Consider the following 24,174-nt stretch of genomic DNA (forward strand, 5'->3'; position numbering starts at 1 on the left):
GCCCGGGCCGGACTCCGGCACCGGTGGCGCGGTGCTGGAGGCGTCTCGTCTGCCTCAGTGCGACAGTGTGGCCGGGCTGCCGCCGTTCGCCTCGTAGCCCGCGACCGCCAGGGCGCGGTATATCGCGTAGTCCGAGGCGGGATCGGCGCTCAGGGTCCAGGGCAGGGCGCCCACGTGGCCGTCCACGTGCACCAGTTGGTCCATCGCCTCGGCCCAGCGCTCGCCGCGGACCAGGAAGCAGACCAGCAGATGCCGGACGTGTGCGAGCATCGGGTCGTCGGGGCGGGCCGCGTGGACCGCGTACAGCGCGCCGTGGACCGCCTTGGTCACGACCTCGCTCTGGTAGAAGCTGCGGACCAGGTTCACCTCGGGAAGGTGCTCGAACACCGCGAAGAGCGGCATCGCCGCGAGGAGGGAGCCCCGCGGCGCGCGCGCCGCGGCGGCCTCCGCGAACGCCTGCGCCGTCTCCCGCGAGCCGTGCCACTTGTCGCACCAGTAGTGCAGGGCCGCAAGGTGCGCGCCCATGTGGGAGGGCGCGCGGTCCAGGATCTTCAGCCAGAGGTTCTCGAACTCGGCCTGGGAGTAACCGAGTCCACGCGCCACCGACAGCTCGATGATGTACGGGATCGGGTCACCGGGGGACAGCAGCGCGGCGTCGCCGCACGCGGACCGCGCCTCCTCCATGATGATCCGGAAGTCGTCGGTGCCCGGAGTCGACGTCCGCCAGGCCTGCTGCACCAGGAACTCGGCGTGCACCGCGGCGCCGCCGGCGTCCTTGGGGGCCTCGGCACGCCACACGCGCAGCCACTGCCCGCCCGGGGTCTCGCTGACCCCGCCGGGCCGCTGCTGGAGCTCGAGGGACGCGGCGCCCGCGAACGCCTGCACCCGCTGCCAGCGGGTCTCGCCCTCGGTCTCCGTGCCGGCCAGCAGCTGCGAGGCCGCCCGGTGGTCCTGGGTCCGCTGCACGACGTCCAGGACGTCCAGGAGATCCGCGTCGGGCCCCGGCATGCGGATGTCCAGCTCCTCCTGGCGCAGGAAGCCGTAGTCGGCCGGGTCCGCGGCGTCGGGGTCGCCGGGCGACGCCAGCCGCACACCGTTGCGCATGCGCCGCAGCACCGGCAGCAGGACCAGGCTGAACATGGCCAGCGCCATCAGGACCCAGAGAATCTCCATGGCTCAAGCGAACCAGACGGGTCCGACAATTGGCCAACCCGGTCCCACGTCGGCTTTTGGGACGGTCCGGTCACGACGTCATGAGCACTCGCGGAGCACTACGCTCGGGACTCATGAGCGACACGCACATCAGCCAGCATTTCGAGACGCTCGCGATCCACGCGGGCAACACCGCCGACCCCCTCACCGGAGCGGTCGTCCCGCCGATCTACCAGGTCTCCACCTACAAGCAGGACGGCGTCGGCGGCCTGCGCGGCGGCTACGAGTACAGCCGCAGCGCCAACCCCACCAGGACCGCCCTGGAGGAGAACCTCGCCGCCCTGGAGGGCGGTCGCCGCGGCCTCGCGTTCGCGTCGGGACTGGCGGCCGAGGACTGCCTGTTGCGTACGCTGCTCAGCCCCGGTGACCACGTGGTGATCCCCAACGACGCCTACGGCGGCACCTTCCGGCTCTTCGCCAAGGTCGTCTCCCGCTGGGGCGTGGAGTGGTCGGTGGCCGACACCAGCGACCCCGAGTCGGTGCGGGCCGCGCTGACCCCGAAGACCAAGGTGATCTGGGTCGAGACACCCTCCAACCCCCTCCTCGGCATCACGGACATCGCCGTGGTCGCGCAGATCGCGCGCGAGGCGGGTGCCCGGCTCGTCGTCGACAACACCTTCGCCACCCCCTACCTCCAGCAGCCGCTCGCGCTCGGCGCGGACGTCGTCGTGCACTCCCTGACCAAGTACATGGGCGGCCACTCGGACGTCGTGGGCGGCGCCCTGATCACCGGTGACCAGGAACTCGGCGAGGAACTCGCGTACCACCAGAACGCGATGGGCGCGGTCGCCGGGCCCTTCGACTCCTGGCTGGTGCTGCGCGGCACCAAGACGCTCTCCGTGCGCATGGACCGGCACAGCGAGAACGCGGGCCGGATCGCCGAGATGCTCACCCGGCACGCGCGCGTGACGCGCGTTCTGTACCCGGGTCTGCCGGAGCACCCCGGTCACGAGATCGCCGCCAAGCAGATGCGGGCGTTCGGCGGCATGGTGTCGTTCCAGGTCGAGGGCGGCGAGGAGGCGGCCGTCGAGGTCTGCAACCGCGCCAAGATCTTCACGCTCGGTGAGTCCCTGGGCGGTGTGGAGTCCCTGATCGAGCACCCGGGACGCATGACGCACGCCTCGGCCGCCGGTTCGGCGCTGGAGGTCCCCGCCGACCTCGTCCGTATCTCCGTGGGCATCGAGAACATCGACGACCTGCTCCAGGACCTCCAGCAGGCCCTGGGCTAGTCCGGACGCCCCGGGAGCCGAGAGGCCCGGGGCCCGGCCCCTGCCGGATCTCCGTCGTCTCCGCCTCCTGCCACACCCTCGCCGCCCGCGGGCCCCGGATCACCGGACCGCGGGCGGCAGCGTGTCAGGGCGGCGTGGCAGCCGTGCGGCGGGGGCCGGGTGTCACCCGGTGGCGGGCGGCCACGTCGTCCGAAGGCGCCGGCCGGTCACCAGTCCGTCACCAGGGGAGTCGTCTCCGACGGCGGCTCCACCCACGGGCGGGCCGTGGCCGCCCAGACGGCGAAGACGACCACCGCGCCGAACAGCGCCAGCCACAGCAGCCGCCGCACCGCCCTCCCGCGCCGCAGCATGCGTCCGCCGCGCCGCACGACCTCGCCGTACAGGTCGGGCGGCACCACGGGCGGCGGCTCCCGCTCCAGAAGCCGCCGTACGGTCGCCTCACGCTCCGCCAGGTTCATGACGACAACACCTCCGTCCGCCGGATCATGACGGCGCCACCTCCATCCGGGCGGGCGCCGGGCCGCGCGGCGGGTGCAGCAGCGTCGCCATCGCGCGGGCGCAGATCGCCCGTACCCGTTCCACGGGAAGACCGAGCAGGGCCGCGGCCTGCTCCTCGGCGACCCCCTCGTACAGCCGGAGGACCAGGATCAGCCGTTCCTGGGGCGTGAGCCCGGCCAGCGCGTGGTCCGGGGAGGTGCGCCGGCGCCCGAAGCTCCCGTACTGGTGCCAGGCCGAGCGCTGGAACCGCGCGGCGAGCTGGCGCCGGGCACTGTCGTAGGGATCCTCGCCGTGCAGCCGGTCCCAGGAGGCGTACGTATGGGCGAGGGCCAGCGTCAGCAGGCGCCGCGCGCGCGGGTTGGCGTCCCGGGGCTCCGCCGTGAGCAGCGTGGCGGTGTGCAGCAGCCGCCCCGCCGCGCCCGCCACGAACGCCTCGAACTCCCTCGCCCGGCGGACGCCTTGGGAGGCACGCCGTTCTCGCACCACGCCTCCCGCCCGAGGACCGCCCTGAGAACGGGCCCGCGGCCGCGTGCGACCCGTCGCACCCCGTACGACGAGGGCCCGGTCTCATATGAGGCCAGGCGGCGCCTTCCGGTCAAGAGCCCGGCGCACATGCGCGCGCACGGGGGCGGCGCACATGCCCGCGCGCGGGAGGCGGGGGAAGCGGCACGCGGGCCCGGGGGCACCGGGCCCGGCCCACCGCCCTCCCCGGGGCGGGTGAGCTCAGGAGGAGGGCTCGGACTCCGCGGCCGGCATGCCCTGGGTCGCCTGGCGGGCGGACAGCGCGCCGTTGAAGCGGGTGAGGAGCGCGCAGAACACCTCACGCTCCTCCGGCGCCCAATCGTGTGTCAGCTCGGCCATCAACTGACGCCGGGACGTGCGCACTTCGTCCAGCCGGGACTGGCCGCGCGGGGACAGCTGGAGCACGACGGCGCGTCCGTCCTCGGGGTGCGAGGTCCGCTTGACGAGGCCGGTGTCGACCAGCGGGGCGACCTGCCGGGTGACCGTCGAGGAGTCGATGCCCATGCTCGCCGCGAGCGCCTTGACGCCCATCGGGCCTTCCTTGTCCAGGCGGTTGAGCAGCAGGTAGGCGGCCCGGTCCATGGAGTTGCGCACCTGCCCCACCCCGCCGAGCCGGGTCTGTTCCGCACGGCGCGCGAAGACCGCGACCTCGTGCTGAAGGGCTTCGAGAAGACCGGTGTCACCGACGGTCGTCATGTCCATCGACATCTCTGGTGTAGTGGGCATGGCCGGGGGCTCAATTCATGCGTGGGGAGCTGGGTTGGGGGACAGGTTACGCGGCCCGGACGCGGGCCGTACCGGGGCTGCGCAAACCGGGTCTCGGAGCGTGGTCACCCCGGAGGCGCGCCCGTGTGAACTGCGAGACTGGTGGTCATGAGCTACAGCACGGCTGACTCCTTTCCCAGTGTGACTCTCGACGACGTGCGCGGCGCGCAGAAGATGCTCTCGGGTGTGGCGCGGGTGACCGCGATGGAGGGCAGCAGGTATCTGTCCCAGCTGGTCGGCGCACCGGTGCAGTTCAAGTGCGAGAACCTCCAGCGGACGGGATCGTTCAAGCTGCGCGGCGCGTACGTGCGGATCGCGGGCCTGCTCCCGGAGGAGCGCGCCGCGGGGGTCGTCGCGGCCAGCGCCGGCAACCACGCGCAGGGCGTCGCGCTCGCCTCCTCCCTCCTCGGCGTGCGGTCGACCGTGTTCATGCCCGACGGCGCCCCGCTGCCCAAGGTCGCCGCCACCCGTGACTACGGCGCCGAGGTGAGGCTGCACGGGCAGGTGGTCGACGAGACCCTGGCCGCCGCCCAGGAGTACGCGCGGCGGACGGGTGCCGTCTTCATCCACCCCTTCGACCACCCGGACGTCATCGCGGGCCAGGGCACGGTGGGCCTGGAGATCCTGGAGCAGTGCCCCGAGGTGCGCACGATCGTCCTGGGGATCGGCGGCGGCGGGCTCGCGGCGGGCGTGGCCCTCGCGGTGAAGGCGCTGCGTCCGGACGTACGGATCATCGGGGTGCAGGCCGAGGGCGCGGCCGCGTACCCGCCCTCGCTCGCGGCCGGGCGGCCGGTGTCCATCGAGAACCCGGCCACGATGGCCGACGGCATCAAGGTCGGCCGCCCCGGCGACGTGCCGTTCCGCCTGGTCGAGGAACTGGTCGACGAGGTCCGCACGGTCTCCGAGAACGATCTGTCCAGCGCGCTGCTGCTGTGCCTGGAGCGGGCCAAGCTGGTCGTCGAACCGGCCGGCGCGAGCTCGGTGGCGGCGCTGCTGCGCGACCCCGGGAGCTTCGAGGGCCCGGTGGTGGCGCTGCTGTCCGGCGGGAACGTCGATCCGCTGCTGATGCAGCGCATCCTGCGGCACGGCATGGCGGCGGGCGGCCGCTACCTGGCCGTCACGCTACGGCTCACCGACCGGCCCGGAGCCCTGGCCACGCTTCTCGGGGTGTTGTCAGTGGCGGACGCTAACGTCCTGGACGTGAGCCATGTGCGGACCGACCCCCGGCTCGGGCTCACGGAGGTGGAGGTCGAGCTGCACCTGGAGACGAAGGGCCGCGAGCACTGCGCCGAGGTCAACCGGGCGCTGCGCGAGGCGGGGTACACGGTCATCGACTGAGGTCGGAGGCGTCCGCGGAGCCCGGTCGTCCCACTCGGAGGAAATCCGTTGAATGACGCGATACATCGCGTTACGGTGGGTGTCCGGACCGGTGCGACGACGGCCGGACCGCCGATGACTTTTCCGTCGTGCGCAAGTCCCCAGTACACGCACATCCGAAAATTCCCCAACGACGTGGAGAACACTCATGCCAGGCGCCATCTACGCCGAAGGCCTGGTGAAGACCTTCGGTGACGTAAGGGCTCTGGACGGCGTCGACCTCGATGTCCCGGAGGGCACCGTGCTCGGCCTGCTCGGGCCGAACGGCGCGGGCAAGACGACCGCGGTCCGCTGTCTGACGACCCTGCTGCGCCCCGACAGCGGCAAGGCCGTCGTCGCGGGTGTCGACGTGCTCAAGGACCCCGACGCCGTACGGCGCAGGGTCGGCCTCTCCGGACAGTTCGCGGCGGTCGACGAGTACCTGACCGGCCGGGAGAACCTCCAGATGGTCGGCCAGCTGTACCAGATGAGGGCGAAGGACGCGAAGGTCCGCGCGGACGAGCTGCTGCACCAGTTCAACCTCGCCGACGCCGCCGACCGCACCGCGAAGACGTACTCGGGCGGCATGCGGCGCCGGCTCGACCTGGCGGCGGCCCTGGTCGTCTCGCCCCCGGTGATGTTCATGGACGAGCCGACCACCGGCCTCGACCCGCGCAACCGCCAGCAGCTGTGGGACGTGATCAAGCAGCTGGTCTCCGGCGGTACGACGCTGCTGCTGACCACGCAGTACCTGGAGGAGGCCGACCACCTCGCGCACGACATCTGCGTGGTCGACCACGGCCGTGTCATCGCCCGCGGCACCGCCGACGAGCTCAAGGCGCAGACCGGCGGCGAGCGCGTCGAGGTCGTCGTGCACGAGCGCGAGCACATCGCGACCGCCTCCGAGGTGCTGCGCGGCTTCGGCAAGGGCGAGACGACGGTCGAGGAGCACACCCGCAAGCTCACCGTGCCCGTCACCGGCGGCGCGAAGCTCCTCGCCGAGGTGATCCGCGAACTGGACGGCCGCGGCATCGAGATCGACGACATCGGCCTGCGCCGCCCCACCCTCGACGACGTCTTCCTCTCCCTCACCGGTCATGTGGCCGAGGAGAAGCCGGGGGAGAACGGCGAGGCGGCGGACACCCCGGCCGGCAAGGGCCGGGACGCCCGGACCGGCAAGAGCGAGAAGGAGGCCGTCAAGTGAGCGCCGTCAGCGACGCCGTACGGGTCACGGCACCATCGAACCCGGTCTACCAGTCCGTCCGGGACTCCCTGGTCATCGCCAAGCGGAACCTGATCAGGATGTCCAGGATCCCCGAGATGGTCATCTTCGGACTCATCCAGCCGATCATGTTCGTGGTGCTGTTCACGTACGTCTTCGGCGGGTCCATGAAGATCGGCGGCAGCACCAGCGCCTCCGCCTACACCAACTTCCTGATGGCCGGCATCTTCGCCCAGACGGTCACCTTCGCCACCGCGGGCGCCGGCGCGGGCATCGCCGACGACATGCACAAGGGCCTCATCGACCGCTTCCGGTCGCTGCCCATGGCGCGGGGCGCGGTGCTCACCGGCCGCACCCTGGCCGACCTCGTGCAGACCGCGCTGACCCTTCTGGTCCTCGCGGCGGTCGCCCTGATGGTCGGCTGGCGGGTCGGCTCGGACGGCAGCACCAACGCGCTCCGTGTCGTCGGCGCCTTCGGCCTGCTGCTCCTGCTCGGGTACGCGTTCACCTGGATCGGCGCGCTCATCGGCCTGTCCGTGCGCACCCCCGAGGCGGCGACCTCGGGCGGGCTGATCTGGCTCTTCCCGGTCACGTTCATCTCGAACGCGTTCGTGGACACCAGCAACATGACCCCCTGGCTGCGCCATGTCGCGGACTGGAACCCGTTCAGCGCCACCGTGCAGGCCTGTCGGGTGCTGTTCGCCAACCCGGGGGTGTCCACGTCCGACGCCTGGCCCATGCAGCACCCGGTCTGGGCCTCGGTGATCTACTCGGTCCTGATCGTGGTGATCTTCCGGACGCTCGCCGTCCGCAAGTACCGCTCGGCCACGGCCTAACCCGCCCGGCCACGGCCTAGCCCGCCCGGCCACGGCCCGACCCGCCCGGCCACGGCCTAGCCCGCCCGGCCACGGCCCGACCCGCCCGGCCCGGGCGCCCACGGCCCCGGACCCACTGCGCGGCCCACGGCTCAGCGCGGACATGACGATGCCCCCGGCACCCGGCCGGGGGCATCGTCGTCGGTTCGGGGCTCAGCCCTGGTGCGGTACGGCCTTGAGGATCTTCACCGACGCGAGCTTGCCGTTCGGCAGCTCGTACTGGGCGTCCTCGCCGACCTTCTTGCCGTTCACTCCGGAGCCGAGCGGCGACTGCGGGGAGTACGTCTCGATGTCGGAGCTCGCGTACTCGCGGGAACCGAGCAGGAAGTCCAGGGTGTCGTCCTCGTCGCCGTCGAAGGCGATCGTCACGATCATGCCCGGTGCGACCACGCCGTCCGCCGCGGGAGCCTCGCCGACCTTGGCGTTCTCCAGGAGCTGGGTCAGCTGGCGCACACGGAGCTCCTGCTTGCCCTGCTCTTCCTTGGCCGCGTGGTACCCGCCGTTCTCGCGCAGGTCGCCCTCCTCACGCGCTGCCGCGATCTTGGCGGCGATCTCCGTGCGCGCAGGACCAGACAGGTACTCCAGCTCGGCCCTGAGCTGGTTGTACGCCTCCTGGGTCAGCCAGGTGACGTTCTCGCTGGTCTGGGTCACAGGTGCTCCTCGTAGGTACTGGGAATACAAAGCATCGCCCTACCCAGAAGCATGTTCTCTCACGGGTGGGCGAAACCACGAGCCTAACAATTCAGCGGCTCCAAGGGGAGGACATAAGGCATCAGAATTTCATCGACGCAGGTCAGCCCCTGGTCGCCTAGAGTGACTCCGGCCCCGGCCGACGGCATCGGGCCAGGTGGCGGCGGTGCCGCTCAGTCCGAGTGACAGCCGAGGAGCTCCGCCGTGGAGCCCCGCGCCGTCGTCCGCAGGGTGACCACCTTGTCGAGACGGGACGCGTGCTCGTCGAAGCGGAAGTCCGCGCGACCCACCTCGATGCCGTCCGCGCTCTGCGACCGCAGCGTGCAGTAGCCCTTCGTGCCGGCGTCCTTGTGCACTTCCAGGTGCGCCTCGACCGCGCTGTCCGAGACCGCGGCGAAGGTGATCACCTGGGCGCTGATCTTGGCGCCGGCGATGTAGTCGTAGCCGAACCAGCCGACCACGCCGATCAGGGCGACGCCCAGGACGCCGCCGACGATCCTGAGCTTGCGGTCGGCCCGCTCGTCGGCGGAGCGGCCGTACCGGCCCTCGGGCAGCTGCGCGCTCGCCGTACTCATGATCGTCCTCTCGGCCGGGGTTCCCGGGGCGGGCCCCGGAATTATTCGCCCCCCGATTCCGTCACTATAGAAGCCGCCCGCAGCGCGGATTCACGCCGGGCGCCGACAGCCGACCCACCCAGGCGACAGCCGACTGACCGAGGATTGAGTCTTGACTGACCAGCTGCGACTGATGGCCGTCCACGCCCACCCCGACGACGAGTCGAGCAAGGGCGCGGCCACCATGGCGAAGTACGTGTCCGAGGGGGTGGACGTGCTGGTCGTGACCTGCACGGGCGGGGAGCGCGGGTCCATCCTCAACCCCAAGCTTCAGGGCGACACGTACATCGAGGAGAACATCCACGAGGTGCGCAAGAAGGAGATGGACGAGGCCCGCGAGATCCTCGGGGTCAAGCAGGAGTGGCTCGGCTTCGTCGACTCCGGCCTGCCCGAGGGCGACCCGCTGCCCCCGCTGCCCGAGGGCTGCTTCGCCCTGGAGGACATCGACAAGGCGGCCGGCGAGCTGGTCAAGCAGATCCGCTCGTTCCGCCCGCAGGTGATCACCACGTACGACGAGAACGGTGGCTACCCGCACCCCGACCACATCATGACCCACAAGATCACGATGGTGGCCTTCGAGGGCGCGACGGACACCGAGAAGTACCCGGAGTCCGAGTTCGGCCCGGCGTTCGGGCCGCAGAAGCTCTACTACAACCAGGGCTTCAACCGCCCGCGCACCGAGGCGCTGCACCACGCGCTCCTGGACCGCGGGATGGAGTCGCCCTACGGGGACTGGCTGAAGCGCTGGAGCGAGTTCGAGCGCGCCGAGCGCACCCTGACCACGCACGTCCCGTGCGCGGACTTCTTCGAGATCCGCGACAAGGCGCTGATCGCGCACGCCACGCAGATCGACCCCGACGGCGGCTGGTTCAAGGTCCCGATGGACATCCAGCGGGAGGTCTGGCCGACCGAGGAGTACGAGCTCGCGAAGTCCCTCGTGGACACATCCCTCCCCGAGGACGACCTCTTTGCGGGCATCCGCGACAATGCCTGACATGAGCGCAAGCCTGGCACTGACGCACCTCGTCCCCCTGGCCAAGGAGGTCGACGAGAACAAGGTCACCCCCGGCGTCCTCGGCTTCATCGTCTTCGCGGTGATGGCCCTGGCCGTCTGGGGCCTGATGAAGTCCATGAACCGCCACATGGGCAAGGTCACCTTCGAGCAGGACCCCGAGGCCGGGGCGGAGGGCCCCGCCGACGCGGACCGCTCCCCCTCCGGCGGGAAGCCCAGCCCGGCAAAGGGCTGAGCACCCCCCGTCAGGCCTCACGTCGGTACCGGTACGCCCATCACGTCACGGGCGTGCCGGCCCGGAACCATGCCCAGACGCCAGGCCTGCCAGCCGGCGTCCAGGTCCACCCCGCGCTCCAGCAGCAGCCGGTACGCCTCGATGAAGCCGTCCAGGCCACCGTCACGGGTGGCGTGGCCCGCCCGTGAGAGCTGCGCCAGCTCCTCCGCGGCCACCGCGGCGCCCACCTCGTGGCCGCCCGGTGCCGCGTAGGGCAGCAGCGTGCAGCGCAGGAACCTGGCCCAGTCCTCGCCGCGACGGTCGCCGTACGAGGCGAACAGGCCCACGGCCTCGTCGCACAGGTCCAGCGCCTGCTGCGTACGGGCGTTCCCCGCCTCGACGACGGCCAGCTCCAGGCACGTCCACGCCTCGCCGTGCGCCACGCCGATGCGCTGGAAGTCCGCCCGCGCGTCCACGAGGAGCTGGCGGGCGAAGCCCGAGTTCCGCAGGGAGCCCGTCTGCGCGGCGCGCTGGTCGCGCGTCACCCGGGCCGAGTGGTGGCGGGCGCACGCCAGCCCGTACACGTCCCGCATGCGCGAGAACATCGTCCGGGAGCGCTCCAGCTCCCGCACCGCCCGGTCCAGATCACCGGTCTCCTCCAGGGCCTGGCCCAGGTAGTAGACCGTCCAGGCCTCGCCGCGCGCGTCCTCGTTCTCACGGTGCCTGGCCGCAGCCTGGCGCAGCCCGTCCGCCGCCGCGGACGCGTCACCCTCCACGAGCCGGGCACGGGCCAGCTGCGTGAGCGCCCAGGCCTCGCCACGGGCGTCGCGCGTCCGCCCGTACAGATCGAGTGCCGCGCGCAGCTCACGCTCGGCACGCGGTACGTCGCCCATCCGCAGCCCCAGCTGGCCGAGCTGGAAGTGGGCCCAGGCCTCGCCGTGCACCGAGCCGCTCTCACGGTGCAGCACCAGCGACTCGGTGAGCAGGCGAAGGGCCTGGCCGAGCCGGGACCGGTCCCGTTCCACCGCCGCCAGCGCGTGCATCGTCCAGGCGCGGTCGGCCGCCAGCTCCGGCGAGGCCTGGAGATCCATGGCCTCCTGGAGCTTGGCCGCCGCCTCGACGAGCCCGCCCTGGTGGTGCAGCGTGATGCCGAGGGAGCACAGCGCCCGGGCGGCACCCGCGTCGTGATGCGCCTCGAAGTACAGGTCGACGACCGCGGCCAGGGTCGTCCGCGCCTTGTCCAGCTCGCCGAGCTGGCGGGCCGCGATACCGGTGCGCCACTGCACCGAACGCACCAGGAGCCCCTGGTCGACGGCCTGCGTCAGCTCGCTGATCTCGCCGAGCCGGTACAGGTCGCCGCGCAGCAGGCAGTAGTCGCACAGGGCGCCCAGGAGATGCAGCACCGCCGCCTGGTCCACCCCCTCCGCGTGCCGCAGGGTCGCCGTGATGAAGCTCGACTCGTCGTCCAGCCAGCGCAGGGCGGCGTCCAGCGAGGTGAAGCCCTGCGGACCGAACTGGTCGGCGCGGGTCGAGGTCTTGCCGTCCACCAGACGGATCACCGAGTCCGCGAGCTCCGCGTAGTTCACGATCAGGCGTTCCTGCGCCGCCGTGCGCTCCGAGGCCTCCTCCTCGTCGAGGAGACGGGCCGCGGCGAAGGTCCGCACGAGATCGTGCAGGCGGTAGCGGCTGCCGCGGACGTGGTCGATCAGGCCCGCGCGGGACAGGGCGGTCAGATGACGGACGGCCTCGGGCTCGTCCGTCGCGAGCAGGGAGGCCGCCGCCGCCGCGCCCAGCGAGGCCCGGCCGGCCAGTGCCAGCCGGCGCAGCAGCCGCCGTGCCGTGTCCGACTGGTCCGTGTAGCGCAGCCACAGCACCCGCTCGACGGGTTCCACCGGGCCGTACGCCGCGAGGTCGCCGGCCAGCGCGCGCGGGGTGCGGGGGCCGAGGGAGGAGCCGGCGACCCGCAGGGCCAGCGGCAGGCCCCCGCACAACTCCCGTATCCGGTCGGCGGATTCGGCGTCGTACGGGCCCGACGCGTCCTGGGCCGCCGCGGACAGCAGTTCCTCGGAGCCCGCCGCGTCCAGCGCCTCCACGGGGAGCTGGTGCACCCAGGCGGCCAGGTCGGCCGGAAGGTCGAGGGGCCCCCGAGCGGTGACCAGGACCAGGCTCTCGGAACGCTCGGGGACCAGGGTGCGCACCTGCTCGGCGTCGCTGGCGTCGTCCAGCACGATCGTCACGGGCAGGCCCGTCAGATGCTGGTGGTACAGCTCGCTGAGCCGCTTGACCTGCTGGTCCTGCGAGGAACGCTCACGGAAGAGGAGCTGTTCGCGCGGGGCGCCGAGCCGGTTGAGCAGATGCAGCAGCGCGTCGCGGGTGGGCAGCGGCGGATCGTCCGGGCTGTCGCCCCGCAGGTCGACCACGCAGGCCCCGCGGAACTGGTCCCTGAGGGCGTGCGCCGCGCGGACCGCGAGGGTGCTGCGGCCGGAGCCGGGGGCGCCGTGCAGCACCACGACCGTCGGTTTCGTCTCCGTGCTCGCCCGGGCCGCGTGCACCCACTGGGCGATCCGCGACAGCTCCGTCCGGCGCCCGGTGAACGGGCCTTCCCGCTCGGGAAGTTGACCGAAGGAGTGCTCCAGCACACTGCGCCGGCGGGCCGCGGCGCTCTTGTCGGTGCGGCGCAGCTGGGGCGCGCCCTTCTTGGCACCGGTGGTGGCGGTGAGCACCCGCTGCTGGTCGAGGAACGGGCGTAGCCCCCGTACTTCCAGGGCCGTCAGCCACTGCAGGCGCAGCTGCTCGGGGCCGCCGGGCCGGCCGATCGCCCCCGCGCGGCGGTTGGCGGCGGGCACGTGCGAGGCCGTCACCTTGAGGACGGTGGCCGTCGCGCCCGCCACGGCCACGGTCGCTCCGGTGCCCACGGCCGTGCCCGCGCCGGTGCCGAGGGCGAGGTCGGCGACGACGGCCGTGACCGCGCCGACCACGGCCACCAGTAAGGGAGTTCCGGATCCCTCGCGCGCGAACCGCTGCCCGAAGGTCTGCCGTCCCGCCTCCGACTCGTCCAGCGCCCTGGTGTACGCCGTGTACTCCTCGGCGGCCGTCTCCGCCATCGCGTCGAGCGAGGCCCGCGCCCGCGACAGCAGGGCACCCCCGTCCGCGCGCCCCCCTGAGCGGCGCACCTCCTCCTCGACCGCCCGGACCAACAGCCGCTCGGCCTCCACCCGATGGCCGTCCCGCATGTCACGTCCCCCTCCGGCAGCAACTGTCTGGCCTACGAGTGTCCTTCGGCGAAGACGCGAACGCGAGGGGGCGTCGATCATTCGGATCGGAGCAAGATCCGGATTATCCATGATTCACGCTGTATGGATCTTCATTTCGGCAAAAAGGGAATCAAGGGTCCATTGCTGTCCATAGCCTTCTCGTGAGCGAGAGGGACGGACATGCGCGAGGACCATGCGACTTTGGACGGGCTGGGGCTCGACCAGGACGATCTGGCGGCACTGGGGCTGAACAAGCCCGCGACGGCGGAACCGTCCGCGCTGATGGACGCCTATCTGCGGCGCAGCAGCAAGAAGGAGTCCCTGGCCACGCTGCGGGTGCAACTGCGCGACATGGTGCGCTGGGCGCGGGCCAACGGCCTCCAGATCCGGCACGTCTGGTTCGAACAGCTCTCGGCGTCCAAGACCCATGTGCGGCGAAGGGAATTCGAGAGGGCCACACAAGCGATCATGGACGGCAGGTCCAGGACGCTCGGGGTGTGGAAGACGGATCGCTTCGACCGTCGCGGGATGGGCGCGGTCGGCAGGATGCTCGATGAGTTCGACCGGCGTGGGGCTCGACTTGTGTCCGTCTCCGAAGGGCTGGATTCGGCACAGGGAGGGCGCGTGGTCTTCGCCATCCTGAGCGAGCGTGCCCGCGAGGAGGCCAAGGACATCGCCCAGCGTGTCAAAACGGGCCACGACGCGCACAAGGCGGAAGGGCGCCGCGGCACCGGCAGGCCTCCGTTCGGGCTCCGGAGCGCACCGGGGAGCGGCAAGGTCGAACGCCATCCCGACGAGTACGGCACGGCCCGCAGGCTGGCGGACATGCTGCTCGCCAACAGGACGACGAAGGACACGGCCCACAAGCTCAACGAGGAGGGTCACCGGACCCGCAGCGGGGCCACCTGGTCGCCCACGGCGGTCAGCAAGCTCGCCCAGTCCCCGCTCTTCGCGGGCATGGTCCCGGTCCGGCGACGCAGGACGGACGCACACGGCAACCTTCTCGACGTCTGGGAGGGGTACGGCGATCCGCTGCGCAACGAGACGGGCGAGATCATCCTGTGCGGCACGGGGGTGGTGACCCCGGAGGAGTGGTTCAGGATCAAGGCGCTCATCGCCGGGCGCACGGATCCGCGATGGGCGAAGGGCAAGCCCGAAGCGAAGTACCTGGGGACGGGGAGCTACCGGTGCGGGCGGATCCGCGAAGGCGACGGGGCCGGGAAGGGCGGGCCGTGCGGCGCACCGATGAGCCATCGCGGCGGGCGCTATCGGTGCCAGGCGCGGCAGACACGCGGCGCCTCCGTCTGCCGCGGTGTGGTGACCCTCGCGGAACGCATCGACCGGGCCGTCGGGCAGGCATGGGTCGACCACGTCGCAGCCCTTGCCCCCGATGACCCCGTGGTCGTCGAACTCGCCCGGCGATGGATGGCGTTCACGACTCCTGAGACGCAGGTACGCAGGAGTGAGGCTCAGAAGGCCCTCGACGCTGCGTATCAACGGGTGAGGAAGCTCGAGGACGACTTCTACGTGTACGGGAAAATGGACGAGGAGCGCTTCGAGGAACTCGGCGAGGCGCAGCGCGCCGTCATGGAGAGCATGGCCGCGACCCTGGAGGCTCTGGACGCGGAAGCCGCCAAGTCGCCAGTGACGGCCCGGAGTCTGCGCGAGGCGTGGGAGACGGCGGACCTGCCGGAGAAGCGGATGCTCCTGAGGTGCGCTCTCGGCGACAAGGGGGTGACTGTCATGCCGGCGGCACGGCGGGGGGATCACACACCCATCCTGGACCGGCTCGTGTTCGACTGGCTCTCGTAGCAGGTCATCGGCCTGCCCTCGTGGCACGTGCACAGGGTTCTGCCGTGTGCGTAAGGATGGAGCATGGCCAACCGACTCGCGCATGCGACATCTCCGTACCTGCTTCAGCACGCGGACAATCCGGTCGACTGGTGGCAGTGGGAGCCCGCCGCCTTCGAGGAGGCGCGACGGCGCGATGTGCCTGTCTTCCTGAGCGTGGGCTACAGCGCCTGCCACTGGTGCCACGTCCTCGCTCACGAGAGTTTCGAGGACGAGGCGACCGCGGCCTACATGAACGAGCACTTCGTCAACATCAAGGTGGACCGCGAGGAGCGGCCCGACGTCGACGCCGTCTACATGGAGGCGGTGCAGGCGGCGACGGGGCAGGGCGGCTGGCCCATGTCCGTGTTCATGACGGCGCAGGGGGAGCCCTTCTACTTCGGTACGTACTTCCCGCCCGAGCCCCGCCACGGATCGCCGTCCTTCCGCCAGGTGCTCGAAGGCGTTCACGGTGCCTGGGCAGACCGGCGCGACGAGGTCGGAGAGGTCGCCAAGAAGATCACCCGTGACCTGGCAGGGCGGGACCTGGATCACGGAGCGGGCGGTGCGCCCGGGGAGGGCGAGCTCTCGCAGGCACTGTTGGGGATCACCCGGGAGTACGACCCGGCCAGCGGCTGGCTGGGCACTGGGGACACCAGGTTCCCGCCGAGCATGGTGATCGAATTCCTGCTGCGGCACCACGCCCGGACGCAGTCCGAGGGGGCCCTGGAGATGGCCGAGGGAATCTGTGACGCGATGGCGCGCTCCAGTCTCTTCGACCAGTTGGGCGGAGGCTTCCACCGCTACGTCCTGCGGGCGCGGCCGAATGGATCCTTGGTGCCCCACTTCGAGAAGATGCTCTATGACAACGCCCTGCTGTGCCGGGCCTACGCGCACCTCTGGCGGGCCACCGGGTCCGGGCTCGCGCGGCGGGTGGCGTTGGAGACCGCGGACTTCATGGTGCGCGAACTGCGCACCACCGAGGGCGGGTTCGCCTCCGCGCTCGACGCCGACAGCGACGACGGCAGCGGCCGGCACGTCGAGGGCGCCTACTACGTGTGGACGCCCGCGCAGCTGCGCGAGGTGCTCGGGGACGCGGACGCCGCGCTCGCCGCGCAGTACTTCGGGGTCACCGAGGAGGGCACCTTCGAGGAGGGCGCCTCCGTGCTCCAGCTTCCGCAGCAGGAAGGCGTCTTCGACGCGGAGAGGATCGCCTCCGTACGGGAGCGGCTGCTCGCGGCCCGGGCCGGGCGGCCGGCTCCCGGGCGGGACGACAAGGTGGTCGCCGCCTGGAACGGGCTCGCGGTGGCCGCCCTCGCGGAGACCGGCGCCTACTTCGACCGCCCCGACCTGGTGGAGGCCGCGATCGGCGCCGCCGACCTCCTCGTACGGCTGCACATGGACGACCGGGCGCGGCTGGCCCGTACCAGCAAGGACGGCAGGGCCGGGGCGCACGCCGGGGTGCTGGAGGACTACGCGGACGTCGCCGAGGGCTTCCTCGCGCTGACCTCCGTGACGGGGGAGGGCGTCTGGCTGGAGTTCGCCGGGTTCCTGCTCGACCATGTCCTGGCGCAGTTCACGGACGCCGGGTCGGGTGCCCTGTACGACACGGCGGCCGACGCGGAGCGGCTGATCCGCAGGCCGCAGGACCCCACCGACAACGCCACGCCCTCGGGCTGGAGCGCGGCGGCAGGGGCGCTGCTCTCGTACAGCGCGCAGACCGGCGCCGAACCCCATCGCACCGCCGCCGAGCGGGCGCTGGGCGTGGTGAAGGCGCTCGGACCCCGGGCGCCCCGGTTCATCGGGTGGGGGCTCGCGGTGGCCGAGGCGCTGCTCGACGGTCCCCGTGAGGTCGCGGTGGTCGGAGAGGCGGGTGATCCGGCCACGGCCGCCCTGCGGCGGGCGGCGCTCCTGGGCACCGCGCCGGGTGCCGTGGTGGCGGTCGGGGTGCCGGACAGTGACGAGCTGCCGCTGCTCTCCGGCCGCACGCCGGTGGACGGCAGGCCGGCCGCGTACGTCTGCCGTAACTTCGCGTGCGACGTCCCGACGACCGATCCCGACCGGCTGCGCACGGCCCTGAACGGCCGAAACACGTAGCCACCAACCGGTCCAAACGCCCCCAGAGAGCGGTTTGTTCGGCAATTTGACCGTGCGTGACGAAACACGCTCTTCACCGGGGCAGCCGGTGTCCTTCACAGATCGCCCATAGCTTCTGCGTGGGGTCGTGACAGCCATGACGCGCTGTCACGACGGGGGTTCGGGGATCTGGGGGGATCTGTTGCTCACGTCTGCCTTCATCGCTGCCGTTTCGCTGACGCTGTTCTGGATGGCCGCCTTCACCCTGTGGTGGCAGATGCACGCGTGGCGTACGCCCGAGGTGCTCGCCTCCACCCGGTTCACCCGCCCGGACGGGGGTGAGGGCCTGTCCTTCTCGCTGCTGCTGCCCGCGCGGCACGAGCAGGCCGTGCTCGACCACACCGTCCGGCGGCTGCTGGAATCCGGCCACACCGACTTCGAGATCATCGTCATCGTGGGGCACGACGACCCGGAGACCACCGAGGTCGCCCGGAGCGCCGAGGAACGCGATCCACGCGTCCGCGTCGTCGTCGACCACCACGAGAAGAAGAACAAGCCGAAGGCCATGAACACGGCCCTGCCGCACTGCCGCGGCGAGGTGGTCGGGGTCTTCGACGCCGAGGACCAGGTCCACCCGGAGCTGCTCGCCCACGTCGACCACGCGTTCCGCACCACGGGGGCGGACGTCGTCCAGGGCGGGGTCCAGCTCATCGACTTCCACTCCAGCTGGTACAGCCTGCGCAACTGCCTGGAGTACTTCTTCTGGTTCCGCTCCCGCCTCCACCTGCACGCGCAGAAGGGGTTCATCCCGCTAGGCGGCAACACCGTCTTCGTACGGACGGCGGTCCTGCGGGAGGCCGGCGGCTGGGACCCCGACTGCCTCGCCGAGGACTGCGACCTCGGGGTGCGGCTGTCCAGCGTCGGCAAGAAGGTCGTCGTCGCCTACGACTCCGCCATGGTGACCAGGGAGGAGACACCCGGCTCCCTGATGTCGCTGCTCAGACAGCGCACCCGGTGGAACCAGGGCTTCCTCCAGGTCTACCGCAAGCGCGACTGGAAGCAGCTGCCCGGCTTCGGACAGCGGCTGCTCGCCCGCTACACGCTGATGACGCCGTACCTCCAGGCGCTCTCCGGGGTGATCATCCCGCTGAACGTGGCGGTGGCGCTCTTCCTCGACGTGCCCGTCGGGATCGCCTTCGTCACCTTCCTGCCGGCCGTGACCGCCCTGGTGACCTTCGTCTTCGAGATCGTCGGACTGCACGACTTCGGCAGGCAGTACGGGCTGCGCGTCCGCCCCGTGCACTACCTGAAGCTCGTCGCCGGCGGTCCCTTCTACCAGGTGCTGCTCGCGGGAGCCGCCGTGCGCGCCGTGTGGCGTGAGCAACGGGGGCGCAACGACTGGGAGCTGACCCGTCATGTCGGCGCGCATCTCACCGACGCGATCCGAGAGGACGTCCCCGCGTGACCTCCACCCTTCCCGCGGCGGCCGCGTCCGAGGCCCCCGCGCAGCGGCCTCCCGCGCCCGGAAACGCCCCCGCGGCGCCTCCAGGACCGCTCTTCCGCGGCTCGCGCCCCGATCTGATCCTGTGCGCGGTGCTGCTCGCCGTGATCCTCGTCGTGCAGGGCTGGAACATCGCCGCCTATCCGGCCCTGAGCGACGACGAGGGCACCTATCTCGCCCAGGCCTGGGCCGTCCAGCAGGGCAGGGGCCTGGCCCACTACACGTACTGGTACGACCACCCGCCGCTCGGCTGGATCCAGATCGCCCTGGTGACCTGGATCCCCGCGCACCTCGGCCCGTCGCAGATGACGGTCGGCCCGATGCGCCCGGTCATGCTGCTGGTCGGCGCGGTGAGCGCGGTCCTGCTGTACGTCCTGGCGCGGCGGCTGTCGCTGCCGCGGTGGGCGGCCGGGCTCGCGATGGTCCTCTTCGGGCTCTCCCCGCTCTCGGTCGTGCTCCAGCGGGAGATCTTCCTCGACAACATCGCGGTGATGTGGACGCTGCTCGCGTTCTGCCTGGCCGCGTCGCCGAGCCGTCACCTCTGGCACCACTTCGGCGCGGGCCTCGCGGCCGCCGCCGCCGTGCTGACCAAGGAGACGATGCTGGTGGTCCTGCCCGCGCTGTTCGTCACGATGTGGCGGCACAGCCATCGCGACACCCGCAAGTTCGCGCTCACCGGCGCGGTCACCGCCTGCGTCCTGATCGGCGCCGCCTACCCGCTCTTCGCCCTGCTCAAGGGCGAGTTGCTCCCCGGCGGCGGACATGTCTCGCTGTGGGAGGGCATCACCTACCAGATGAGCCGCCCCGGCTCCGGCTTCGTCCTGGAGCACGGCACCGGCTCGTACGGGGTGCTGCACTCCTGGCTGTACTACGACCGGGTCCTGCCGCTCGGCGGGCTGGCCGGAGCCCTGCTGCTCCTGGTCACCGTCCGCTGGTCGGTGACCGCGCGCGCCCTGGCGGGACCCGCGCTCACCGTGGCGATCCTCGCCCTGGTGGCCCTGCGCCCGAACGGCTACCTGCCCGCGATGTACGTCATCCAGGCACTGCCCTTCCTCGCCCTCGTCCTCGCCGGAGGCACCGCGAGCGTCGCGCACGCCGTGCTGCGCAGACGGCGGACGGACGCGGAACGGGCGTACGTGACGTGGGGGCGGCGGGGACTGGCCGCCGCGCTGGCGGTGGCCGCCTGCGCCCTCGTCGTGCCCCGCTGGTACGAGGGCGACCGCACCGCCGTGACCGCCGACGCCAACGCCCCCTACCGGGCCGCCTCCTCGTGGCTCAGGACCGAGGTGAAGGACCCCGCGGACACCCGGGTGCTGGTCGACGACGCGCTCTGGCTCGACCTCGTGCACGACGGCTACCGGCCCGGCCTAGGCGCCATCTGGTTCTACAAGGCCGACCTCGACCCCGCGGTCACCAGGACGCTGCCGCGGGGCTGGAGGGACCTCGACTACGTGGTCGCCTCCCCGACGGTACGGCGCGACGCGCCCGACCTGCCGAACGTGAGGGCCGCGATCGCGCACTCCACGGCCGTCGCCACCTTCGGCACGGGCGAGGACCGCATCGAGATCCGGCGGATCGACGACAGCGGCGACGGCGAAGAAGGAGGCGGTACCAGCGGCACCGGCGGTACAGGCGGCACCGGCGACATCAAGGACACCACCACAGCGACCCGATCCGGAGGCGGTCGATGAGCAGCTTCGAGAGCACGGCCCGGGGCGAACGGGGCGAGCCGGCACTGCGGACCGCCGGGATACCCGAGCCCGGTGCCGTCACCGTCGTCGTGCCGACCTTCAACGAGTCGGCCAACATAGGGGAGTTGCTGCGCCGGATCACCGCCTCGGTGCCGGCCCGGCTGCCCTGCGAGGTCGTCTTCGTGGACGACTCCACGGACGACACCCCCGAGGTGATCAGGGAGGCCGCGCGGCACTGCCCGTTCCCGGTGACCGTGCTGCACCGCGAGGTGCCCGCGGGCGGGCTCGGCGGCGCGGTGGTCGAGGGACTCAGGGCGGCCACCTCGCAGTGGATCGTCGTCATGGACGGCGACTGCCAGCATCCGCCGTCCCTGATACCGGAGTTGATCGCCCGCGGCGAGCGGACCCACGCCGAACTCGTGGTCGCCAGCCGGTACGTCGAGGGCGGCAGCAGGGAAGGGCTCGCGGGCGGCTACCGGATCGCCGTGTCCCGCGCGGCGACCTGGCTGACCAAGGCCCTGTTCCCGCGCCGGCTGCGGGGCGTCAGCGACCCGATGAGCGGGTTCTTCGCGATCCGGCGCAGCGCCGTCACGGCCGAGGTCCTGCGGCCGCTCGGCTACAAGATCCTGCTCGAAGTGGCCGTGCGCAGCCGTCCCCGCCAGGTCGCCGAGGTGCCGTTCGTCTTCCAGGACCGCTTCGCGGGCGAGTCCAAGTCGACGGCGGCTGAGGGCCTGCGGTTCCTGCGCCATCTCGTCGGTCTGCGCACCGCCTCGCCGGTGGCCCGCATGGTGGTCTTCGGGCTGATCGGCGCCACCGGCTTCGGGCCGAACCTGCTCGGCCTGTACGCGCTCACCGCCGCCGGACTGCACTACGTACCGGCGGAGATCCTCGCCAACCAGCTCGGCGTGGCCTGGAACTTCCTGCTCATCGAGCAACTGCTGTTCCGGGAACGGCGAAGGCACCGCAAGGGGTGGGACCGGGCGGGCCGGTTCGCGCTGCTCGCCAACGCGGATCTGGTGCTGCGCCTCCCGCTGATCGCGCTCTTCGTCGACCGGTTCGGCATGGGCGTGCTGTCCGCGACCGCGCTCGCCCTGGTGACGACCTTCGTCCTGCGCTTCGCCGGGACCGAGGCGCTGGTGTACCTGCCGCGCCGGGGCGGTGGCGGCCGGCACGGGAGCCGGACGACGGGGAGGGCCGTGTGATGCGGCGGACGGGACCACGACGGAGAACCGCGCTCCTGGCCGTGACGGCGCTGGCCGCCGGACTGCTGCTGGTGTCACCGCAGCCGGCGTCGGCCGCCAACCTCGTCACCAATCCGGGCTTCGAGACCGACGGCACCGACGGCATGCCGTCCTGCTGGGAGAAGTCCGGCTGGGGCGACAACGACTTCGCCTTCGCGACCGTGTCCGACGCCCACTCGGGCGCCAAGGCCATGAAGGTCACGCTGACCCGGCGGGTCGACGGCGACCGCAAGGCCCTGATCACCGAGTCCACCGCGTGCGCGCCCGTCGTCACGCCGGGCAAGCAGTACGACCTGGGGCTCTCCTACAAGACGACGACCCCGGACGCGGCGATCACGCTGTTCCGGCACGACACCACGGCGGGCTGGCAGTACTGGACCGACCTGAAGACCCTGGACATGTCGGCCGCCTGGGCGCCGGCGACGGTGCGGACCCCGGCGGTCCCGGCGGGCACCGACCGCATCACCTGGGGCGTCTCCGTGTACGGCACGGGTTCGGCGACCACCGACGACTACACGATGGAGCAGGTCTCGGAGCCGGTCCCGCCGGCCACCTGCACCGGCACCGCCGACGAGTGCGCGAACGGGAGGTGGACGGTCCTGCCCACGCAGAACCCGGTCCGCTCCATGCACTCCGTGGTGCTCAACAACGGCAAGGTGCTGCTGATCGCGGGCTCCGGGAACAGCGAGGAGAACTTCGACGCCGGCACCTTCACCTCCGCCGTGTACGACCCGGCGACCGGCTCGTACAAGGTGATCCCCACGCCCAAGGACATGTTCTGCTCCGGCCACGTCCAGCTCGCCGACGGGCGGGTGCTCGTGCTCAGCGGCAACAAGGCCTTCCCGGTCGCGGGCGGGCACGGCTACGAGGGGTACAGGGAGTCGTACGTCTTCGACCCGGTCACCGAGACGTACAGCAGGACGAACGACCTCAACGACGGCCACTGGTACCCGTCGGCCACCGAACTGGGCAACGGCGACATCATCTCGTTCGGCGGTCTGCGCGAGGACTCCTCCGGTTCGGTGACCGCCGAGCGCTGGTCGGACGCGCAGCAGCAGTGGCTGCCGCTGTGGCAGGTCAACCAGACCTGGTCGTTCTGGGGCCTGTACCCGTCGATGATCCTGATGCAGGACGGGCGGCTCTTCTACTCGGGCAGCCACGTCTTCGGCAACGGCACACCGGGCACCGGCTCGGCGATCTACGACTACGACGCCAACACCACGACCGCGGTCCCCGGACTCCGGAACAAGGACCAGCGCGACCAGTCCGCGAGCGTGCTGCTGCCCCCGGCGCAGGACCAGAAGGTCCTCACCATCGGCGGCGGCAACATCGACTCGAACCCGGACGCCGGCCGGCTCACCGACATCATCGACCTCAAGGCGGCGAACCCGGCCTACACCATGGGCCCGCCGCTCCCGCAGGGGACGGTGGACCCCGGCACCGGCCAGGTCGCCGAGACCGGGGCCCAGGGCAAGATGTACGTCTCCGCGGTCCTGCTGCCCGACGGCAAGGTCCTGGAGACCGGCGGCGCGCTGCACAACCGCGCCGATCCGGTCTACGAGGCGTCGATCTTCGATCCCGCGACCACGACCTTCGACCCGGTGGCCCCGGACCCGGAGGCACGCGGCTACCACTCCTCGGCGTTCCTGCTGCCGGACGGCCGGGTGATGGCGACCGGCGACAACCCGGGCAACGGCACCTGGAACCACGACGTGTCGATCTACACCCCGCCGTACCTCCTCAAGGGCACCCGCCCCTCGATCACCTCGGTGATCGACAGCGAGTGGGTGTACGGGGACACGCAGCGCATCACGGTCGACCGGCCGGTCGTGAAGGCCGAGTTGATCCGGCCCGCCGCCGTGACGCACTCCTCCGACCCCAACCAGCGGTTCGTGGACCTGCCGCTGAGCGTGGACGGGAACAACGTCGACCTGAACGTGACGAGCAACCCGGACCTGGCGCCGCCCGGCTGGTACATGCTCTTCGCCGTCGACGCCAACGGCGTTCCCTCGGTGGCCCGGTGGGTGCATCTCCAGGGTCCGGCCGCGCTCGCCACGGACACCGCCTCGGCCCACGTCCACTCCTTCGCCGACGACCTCACGGGCGCCGTCCAGGGACCGGGGAAGAAGCGGACCTCGCAGAAGGTCTCCACGACCGTCTCCGGCTGCGACCGGCACTACGGCACCATCAACGTCTGCGTGCCGACGGTCTTCCCGCCCGGGGTGAAGGGGACGACGGCCTCCCGCTGCGCCTGGCTGCGGAAGAACGACTACGGGCGGCTGCGGATCAACGGAAAGGACGACCCGCTCGGCCTCGACCCCAGCGGGGACGGACTGGCCTGCGGAGCCAGGGACCTGGCTCGGCGATAGCCG

19 protein-coding genes are annotated in these 24,174 nt (G+C 71.7%); 12 read left to right on the top strand and 7 right to left on the bottom strand.

The window, feature by feature from the left end; translation table 11 throughout:
• Positions 1–54: 54 nt before the first annotated feature.
• Positions 55–1,173, bottom strand: a complete 1,119-nt coding sequence (locus ACFWI4_RS21060; protein ID WP_385402221.1) for a hypothetical protein — start codon at positions 1,171–1,173, stop codon at positions 55–57.
• Between the two features lie 113 nt (positions 1,174–1,286).
• Here ACFWI4_RS21060 and ACFWI4_RS21065 point away from each other — a divergent pair, with 113 nt between their 5' ends.
• On the top strand, positions 1,287–2,441 hold the full coding sequence (locus ACFWI4_RS21065) for a cystathionine gamma-synthase (RefSeq protein WP_387198344.1): 1,155 nt from the start codon (positions 1,287–1,289) through the stop codon (positions 2,439–2,441).
• 206 nt (positions 2,442–2,647) lie between these two features.
• Here the strand turns inward: ACFWI4_RS21065 and ACFWI4_RS21070 are convergent, their stop codons facing one another.
• From ACFWI4_RS21070 to ACFWI4_RS21080, 3 genes are all read right to left on the bottom strand, one after another.
• Positions 2,648–2,899: a hypothetical protein gene (locus tag ACFWI4_RS21070; protein WP_387198347.1), complete on the bottom strand. Its 252-nt coding sequence runs from the start codon at positions 2,897–2,899 to the stop codon at positions 2,648–2,650.
• A gap of 25 nt (positions 2,900–2,924) precedes the next feature.
• A complete protein-coding gene (locus ACFWI4_RS21075) occupies positions 2,925–3,422 on the bottom strand; it encodes a sigma factor-like helix-turn-helix DNA-binding protein (RefSeq protein WP_385402227.1) in 498 nt (165 codons plus the stop codon).
• A gap of 240 nt (positions 3,423–3,662) precedes the next feature.
• The gene (locus tag ACFWI4_RS21080; RefSeq protein ID WP_385402277.1) at positions 3,663–4,169 is read right to left on the bottom strand and encodes a MarR family winged helix-turn-helix transcriptional regulator; all 507 of its coding nucleotides are present in this window, start codon (positions 4,167–4,169) and stop codon (positions 3,663–3,665) included.
• Between the two features lie 165 nt (positions 4,170–4,334).
• Between ACFWI4_RS21080 and ilvA the strand changes: the two genes are divergently transcribed.
• The 3 genes from ilvA (at position 4,335) to ACFWI4_RS21095 (ending at position 7,640) form a co-directional block, all read left to right on the top strand.
• Positions 4,335–5,564 (top strand): threonine ammonia-lyase, encoded by a 1,230-nt coding sequence (ilvA, locus tag ACFWI4_RS21085; protein ID WP_385402229.1) that lies wholly within the window; start codon positions 4,335–4,337, stop codon positions 5,562–5,564.
• 187 nt (positions 5,565–5,751) lie between these two features.
• A complete protein-coding gene (locus ACFWI4_RS21090) occupies positions 5,752–6,786 on the top strand; it encodes an ATP-binding cassette domain-containing protein (RefSeq protein ID WP_385402232.1) in 1,035 nt (344 codons plus the stop codon).
• A complete protein-coding gene (locus ACFWI4_RS21095) occupies positions 6,783–7,640 on the top strand; it encodes an ABC transporter permease (protein ID WP_385402235.1) in 858 nt (285 codons plus the stop codon). Before ACFWI4_RS21090 ends, ACFWI4_RS21095 begins: the two co-directional genes overlap by 4 nt.
• A 192-nt stretch (positions 7,641–7,832) precedes the next feature.
• Here ACFWI4_RS21095 and greA read toward each other — a convergent pair whose 3' ends face one another.
• The gene (greA, locus tag ACFWI4_RS21100) at positions 7,833–8,330 is read right to left on the bottom strand and encodes a transcription elongation factor GreA (protein ID WP_365877836.1); all 498 of its coding nucleotides are present in this window, start codon (positions 8,328–8,330) and stop codon (positions 7,833–7,835) included.
• A 212-nt stretch (positions 8,331–8,542) separates the two neighbouring features.
• On the bottom strand, positions 8,543–8,944 hold the full coding sequence (locus tag ACFWI4_RS21105) for a DUF4307 domain-containing protein (protein ID WP_385402241.1): 402 nt from the start codon (positions 8,942–8,944) through the stop codon (positions 8,543–8,545).
• 172 nt (positions 8,945–9,116) lie between these two features.
• Between ACFWI4_RS21105 and mca the strand changes: the two genes are divergently transcribed.
• Together mca and ACFWI4_RS21115 are read left to right on the top strand one after the other, a co-directional pair.
• A complete protein-coding gene (gene mca / locus ACFWI4_RS21110) occupies positions 9,117–9,977 on the top strand; it encodes a mycothiol conjugate amidase Mca (protein ID WP_385402280.1) in 861 nt (286 codons plus the stop codon).
• The gene (locus tag ACFWI4_RS21115; RefSeq protein WP_385402244.1) at positions 9,970–10,230 is read left to right on the top strand and encodes a hypothetical protein; all 261 of its coding nucleotides are present in this window, start codon (positions 9,970–9,972) and stop codon (positions 10,228–10,230) included. Before mca ends, ACFWI4_RS21115 begins: the two co-directional genes overlap by 8 nt.
• Positions 10,231–10,247: 17 nt before the next feature.
• On the opposite strand, the gene ACFWI4_RS21120 is transcribed toward ACFWI4_RS21115, so the two are convergent.
• A complete protein-coding gene (locus ACFWI4_RS21120; RefSeq protein ID WP_387198354.1) occupies positions 10,248–13,442 on the bottom strand; it encodes a tetratricopeptide repeat protein in 3,195 nt (1,064 codons plus the stop codon).
• A gap of 201 nt (positions 13,443–13,643) precedes the next feature.
• On the opposite strand from ACFWI4_RS21120, the gene ACFWI4_RS21125 reads away from it, so the two are divergent.
• The 6 genes from ACFWI4_RS21125 to ACFWI4_RS21150 all read left to right on the top strand — a co-directional run bounded on the left by ACFWI4_RS21125 (position 13,644) and on the right by ACFWI4_RS21150 (position 24,171).
• Positions 13,644–15,275: a recombinase family protein gene (locus ACFWI4_RS21125; protein ID WP_387198357.1), complete on the top strand. Its 1,632-nt coding sequence runs from the start codon at positions 13,644–13,646 to the stop codon at positions 15,273–15,275.
• Positions 15,276–15,338: 63 nt separating this feature from the next.
• Entirely contained in the window at positions 15,339–17,390 is a 2,052-nt protein-coding gene (locus tag ACFWI4_RS21130) for a thioredoxin domain-containing protein (protein ID WP_387198361.1), read from the top strand.
• A gap of 181 nt (positions 17,391–17,571) precedes the next feature.
• Positions 17,572–18,834: a glycosyltransferase gene (locus ACFWI4_RS21135; RefSeq protein ID WP_387198364.1), complete on the top strand. Its 1,263-nt coding sequence runs from the start codon at positions 17,572–17,574 to the stop codon at positions 18,832–18,834.
• On the top strand, positions 18,831–20,561 hold the full coding sequence (locus ACFWI4_RS21140) for an ArnT family glycosyltransferase (RefSeq protein WP_387198367.1): 1,731 nt from the start codon (positions 18,831–18,833) through the stop codon (positions 20,559–20,561). The genes ACFWI4_RS21135 and ACFWI4_RS21140 overlap by 4 nt, the downstream gene beginning before the upstream one ends.
• Positions 20,558–21,763, top strand: coding sequence for a glycosyltransferase (locus tag ACFWI4_RS21145; protein WP_385402258.1), 1,206 nt, complete (start codon positions 20,558–20,560; stop codon positions 21,761–21,763). Before ACFWI4_RS21140 ends, ACFWI4_RS21145 begins: the two co-directional genes overlap by 4 nt.
• Complete coding sequence (locus ACFWI4_RS21150) at positions 21,763–24,171, top strand: galactose oxidase-like domain-containing protein (protein ID WP_387198371.1); 2,409 nt, start codon at positions 21,763–21,765, stop codon at positions 24,169–24,171. The genes ACFWI4_RS21145 and ACFWI4_RS21150 overlap by 1 nt, the downstream gene beginning before the upstream one ends.
• Positions 24,172–24,174 lie beyond the last annotated feature (3 nt).

Source organism: Streptomyces sp. NPDC127038, assembly GCF_042725875.1.
Taxonomy (GTDB): domain Bacteria; phylum Actinomycetota; class Actinomycetes; order Streptomycetales; family Streptomycetaceae; genus Streptomyces.

Coding starts and splice junctions, on each gene's coding strand:
- ACFWI4_RS21060 (WP_385402221.1), bottom strand. CDS start 1,173: ATGGAGATTCTCTGGGTCCTGATGGCGCTGGCCATGTTCAGCCTGGTC.
- ACFWI4_RS21065 (WP_387198344.1), top strand. CDS start 1,287: ATGAGCGACACGCACATCAGCCAGCATTTCGAGACGCTCGCGATCCAC.
- ACFWI4_RS21070 (WP_387198347.1), bottom strand. CDS start 2,899: ATGAACCTGGCGGAGCGTGAGGCGACCGTACGGCGGCTTCTGGAGCGG.
- ACFWI4_RS21080 (WP_385402277.1), bottom strand. CDS start 4,169: ATGTCGATGGACATGACGACCGTCGGTGACACCGGTCTTCTCGAAGCC.
- ilvA (WP_385402229.1), top strand. CDS start 4,335: ATGAGCTACAGCACGGCTGACTCCTTTCCCAGTGTGACTCTCGACGAC.
- ACFWI4_RS21090 (WP_385402232.1), top strand. CDS start 5,752: ATGCCAGGCGCCATCTACGCCGAAGGCCTGGTGAAGACCTTCGGTGAC.
- ACFWI4_RS21105 (WP_385402241.1), bottom strand. CDS start 8,944: ATGAGTACGGCGAGCGCGCAGCTGCCCGAGGGCCGGTACGGCCGCTCC.
- mca (WP_385402280.1), top strand. CDS start 9,117: ATGGCCGTCCACGCCCACCCCGACGACGAGTCGAGCAAGGGCGCGGCC.
- ACFWI4_RS21115 (WP_385402244.1), top strand. CDS start 9,970: ATGCCTGACATGAGCGCAAGCCTGGCACTGACGCACCTCGTCCCCCTG.
- ACFWI4_RS21120 (WP_387198354.1), bottom strand. CDS start 13,442: ATGCGGGACGGCCATCGGGTGGAGGCCGAGCGGCTGTTGGTCCGGGCG.
- ACFWI4_RS21125 (WP_387198357.1), top strand. CDS start 13,644: ATGCGCGAGGACCATGCGACTTTGGACGGGCTGGGGCTCGACCAGGAC.
- ACFWI4_RS21130 (WP_387198361.1), top strand. CDS start 15,339: ATGGCCAACCGACTCGCGCATGCGACATCTCCGTACCTGCTTCAGCAC.
- ACFWI4_RS21145 (WP_385402258.1), top strand. CDS start 20,558: ATGAGCAGCTTCGAGAGCACGGCCCGGGGCGAACGGGGCGAGCCGGCA.
- ACFWI4_RS21150 (WP_387198371.1), top strand. CDS start 21,763: ATGCGGCGGACGGGACCACGACGGAGAACCGCGCTCCTGGCCGTGACG.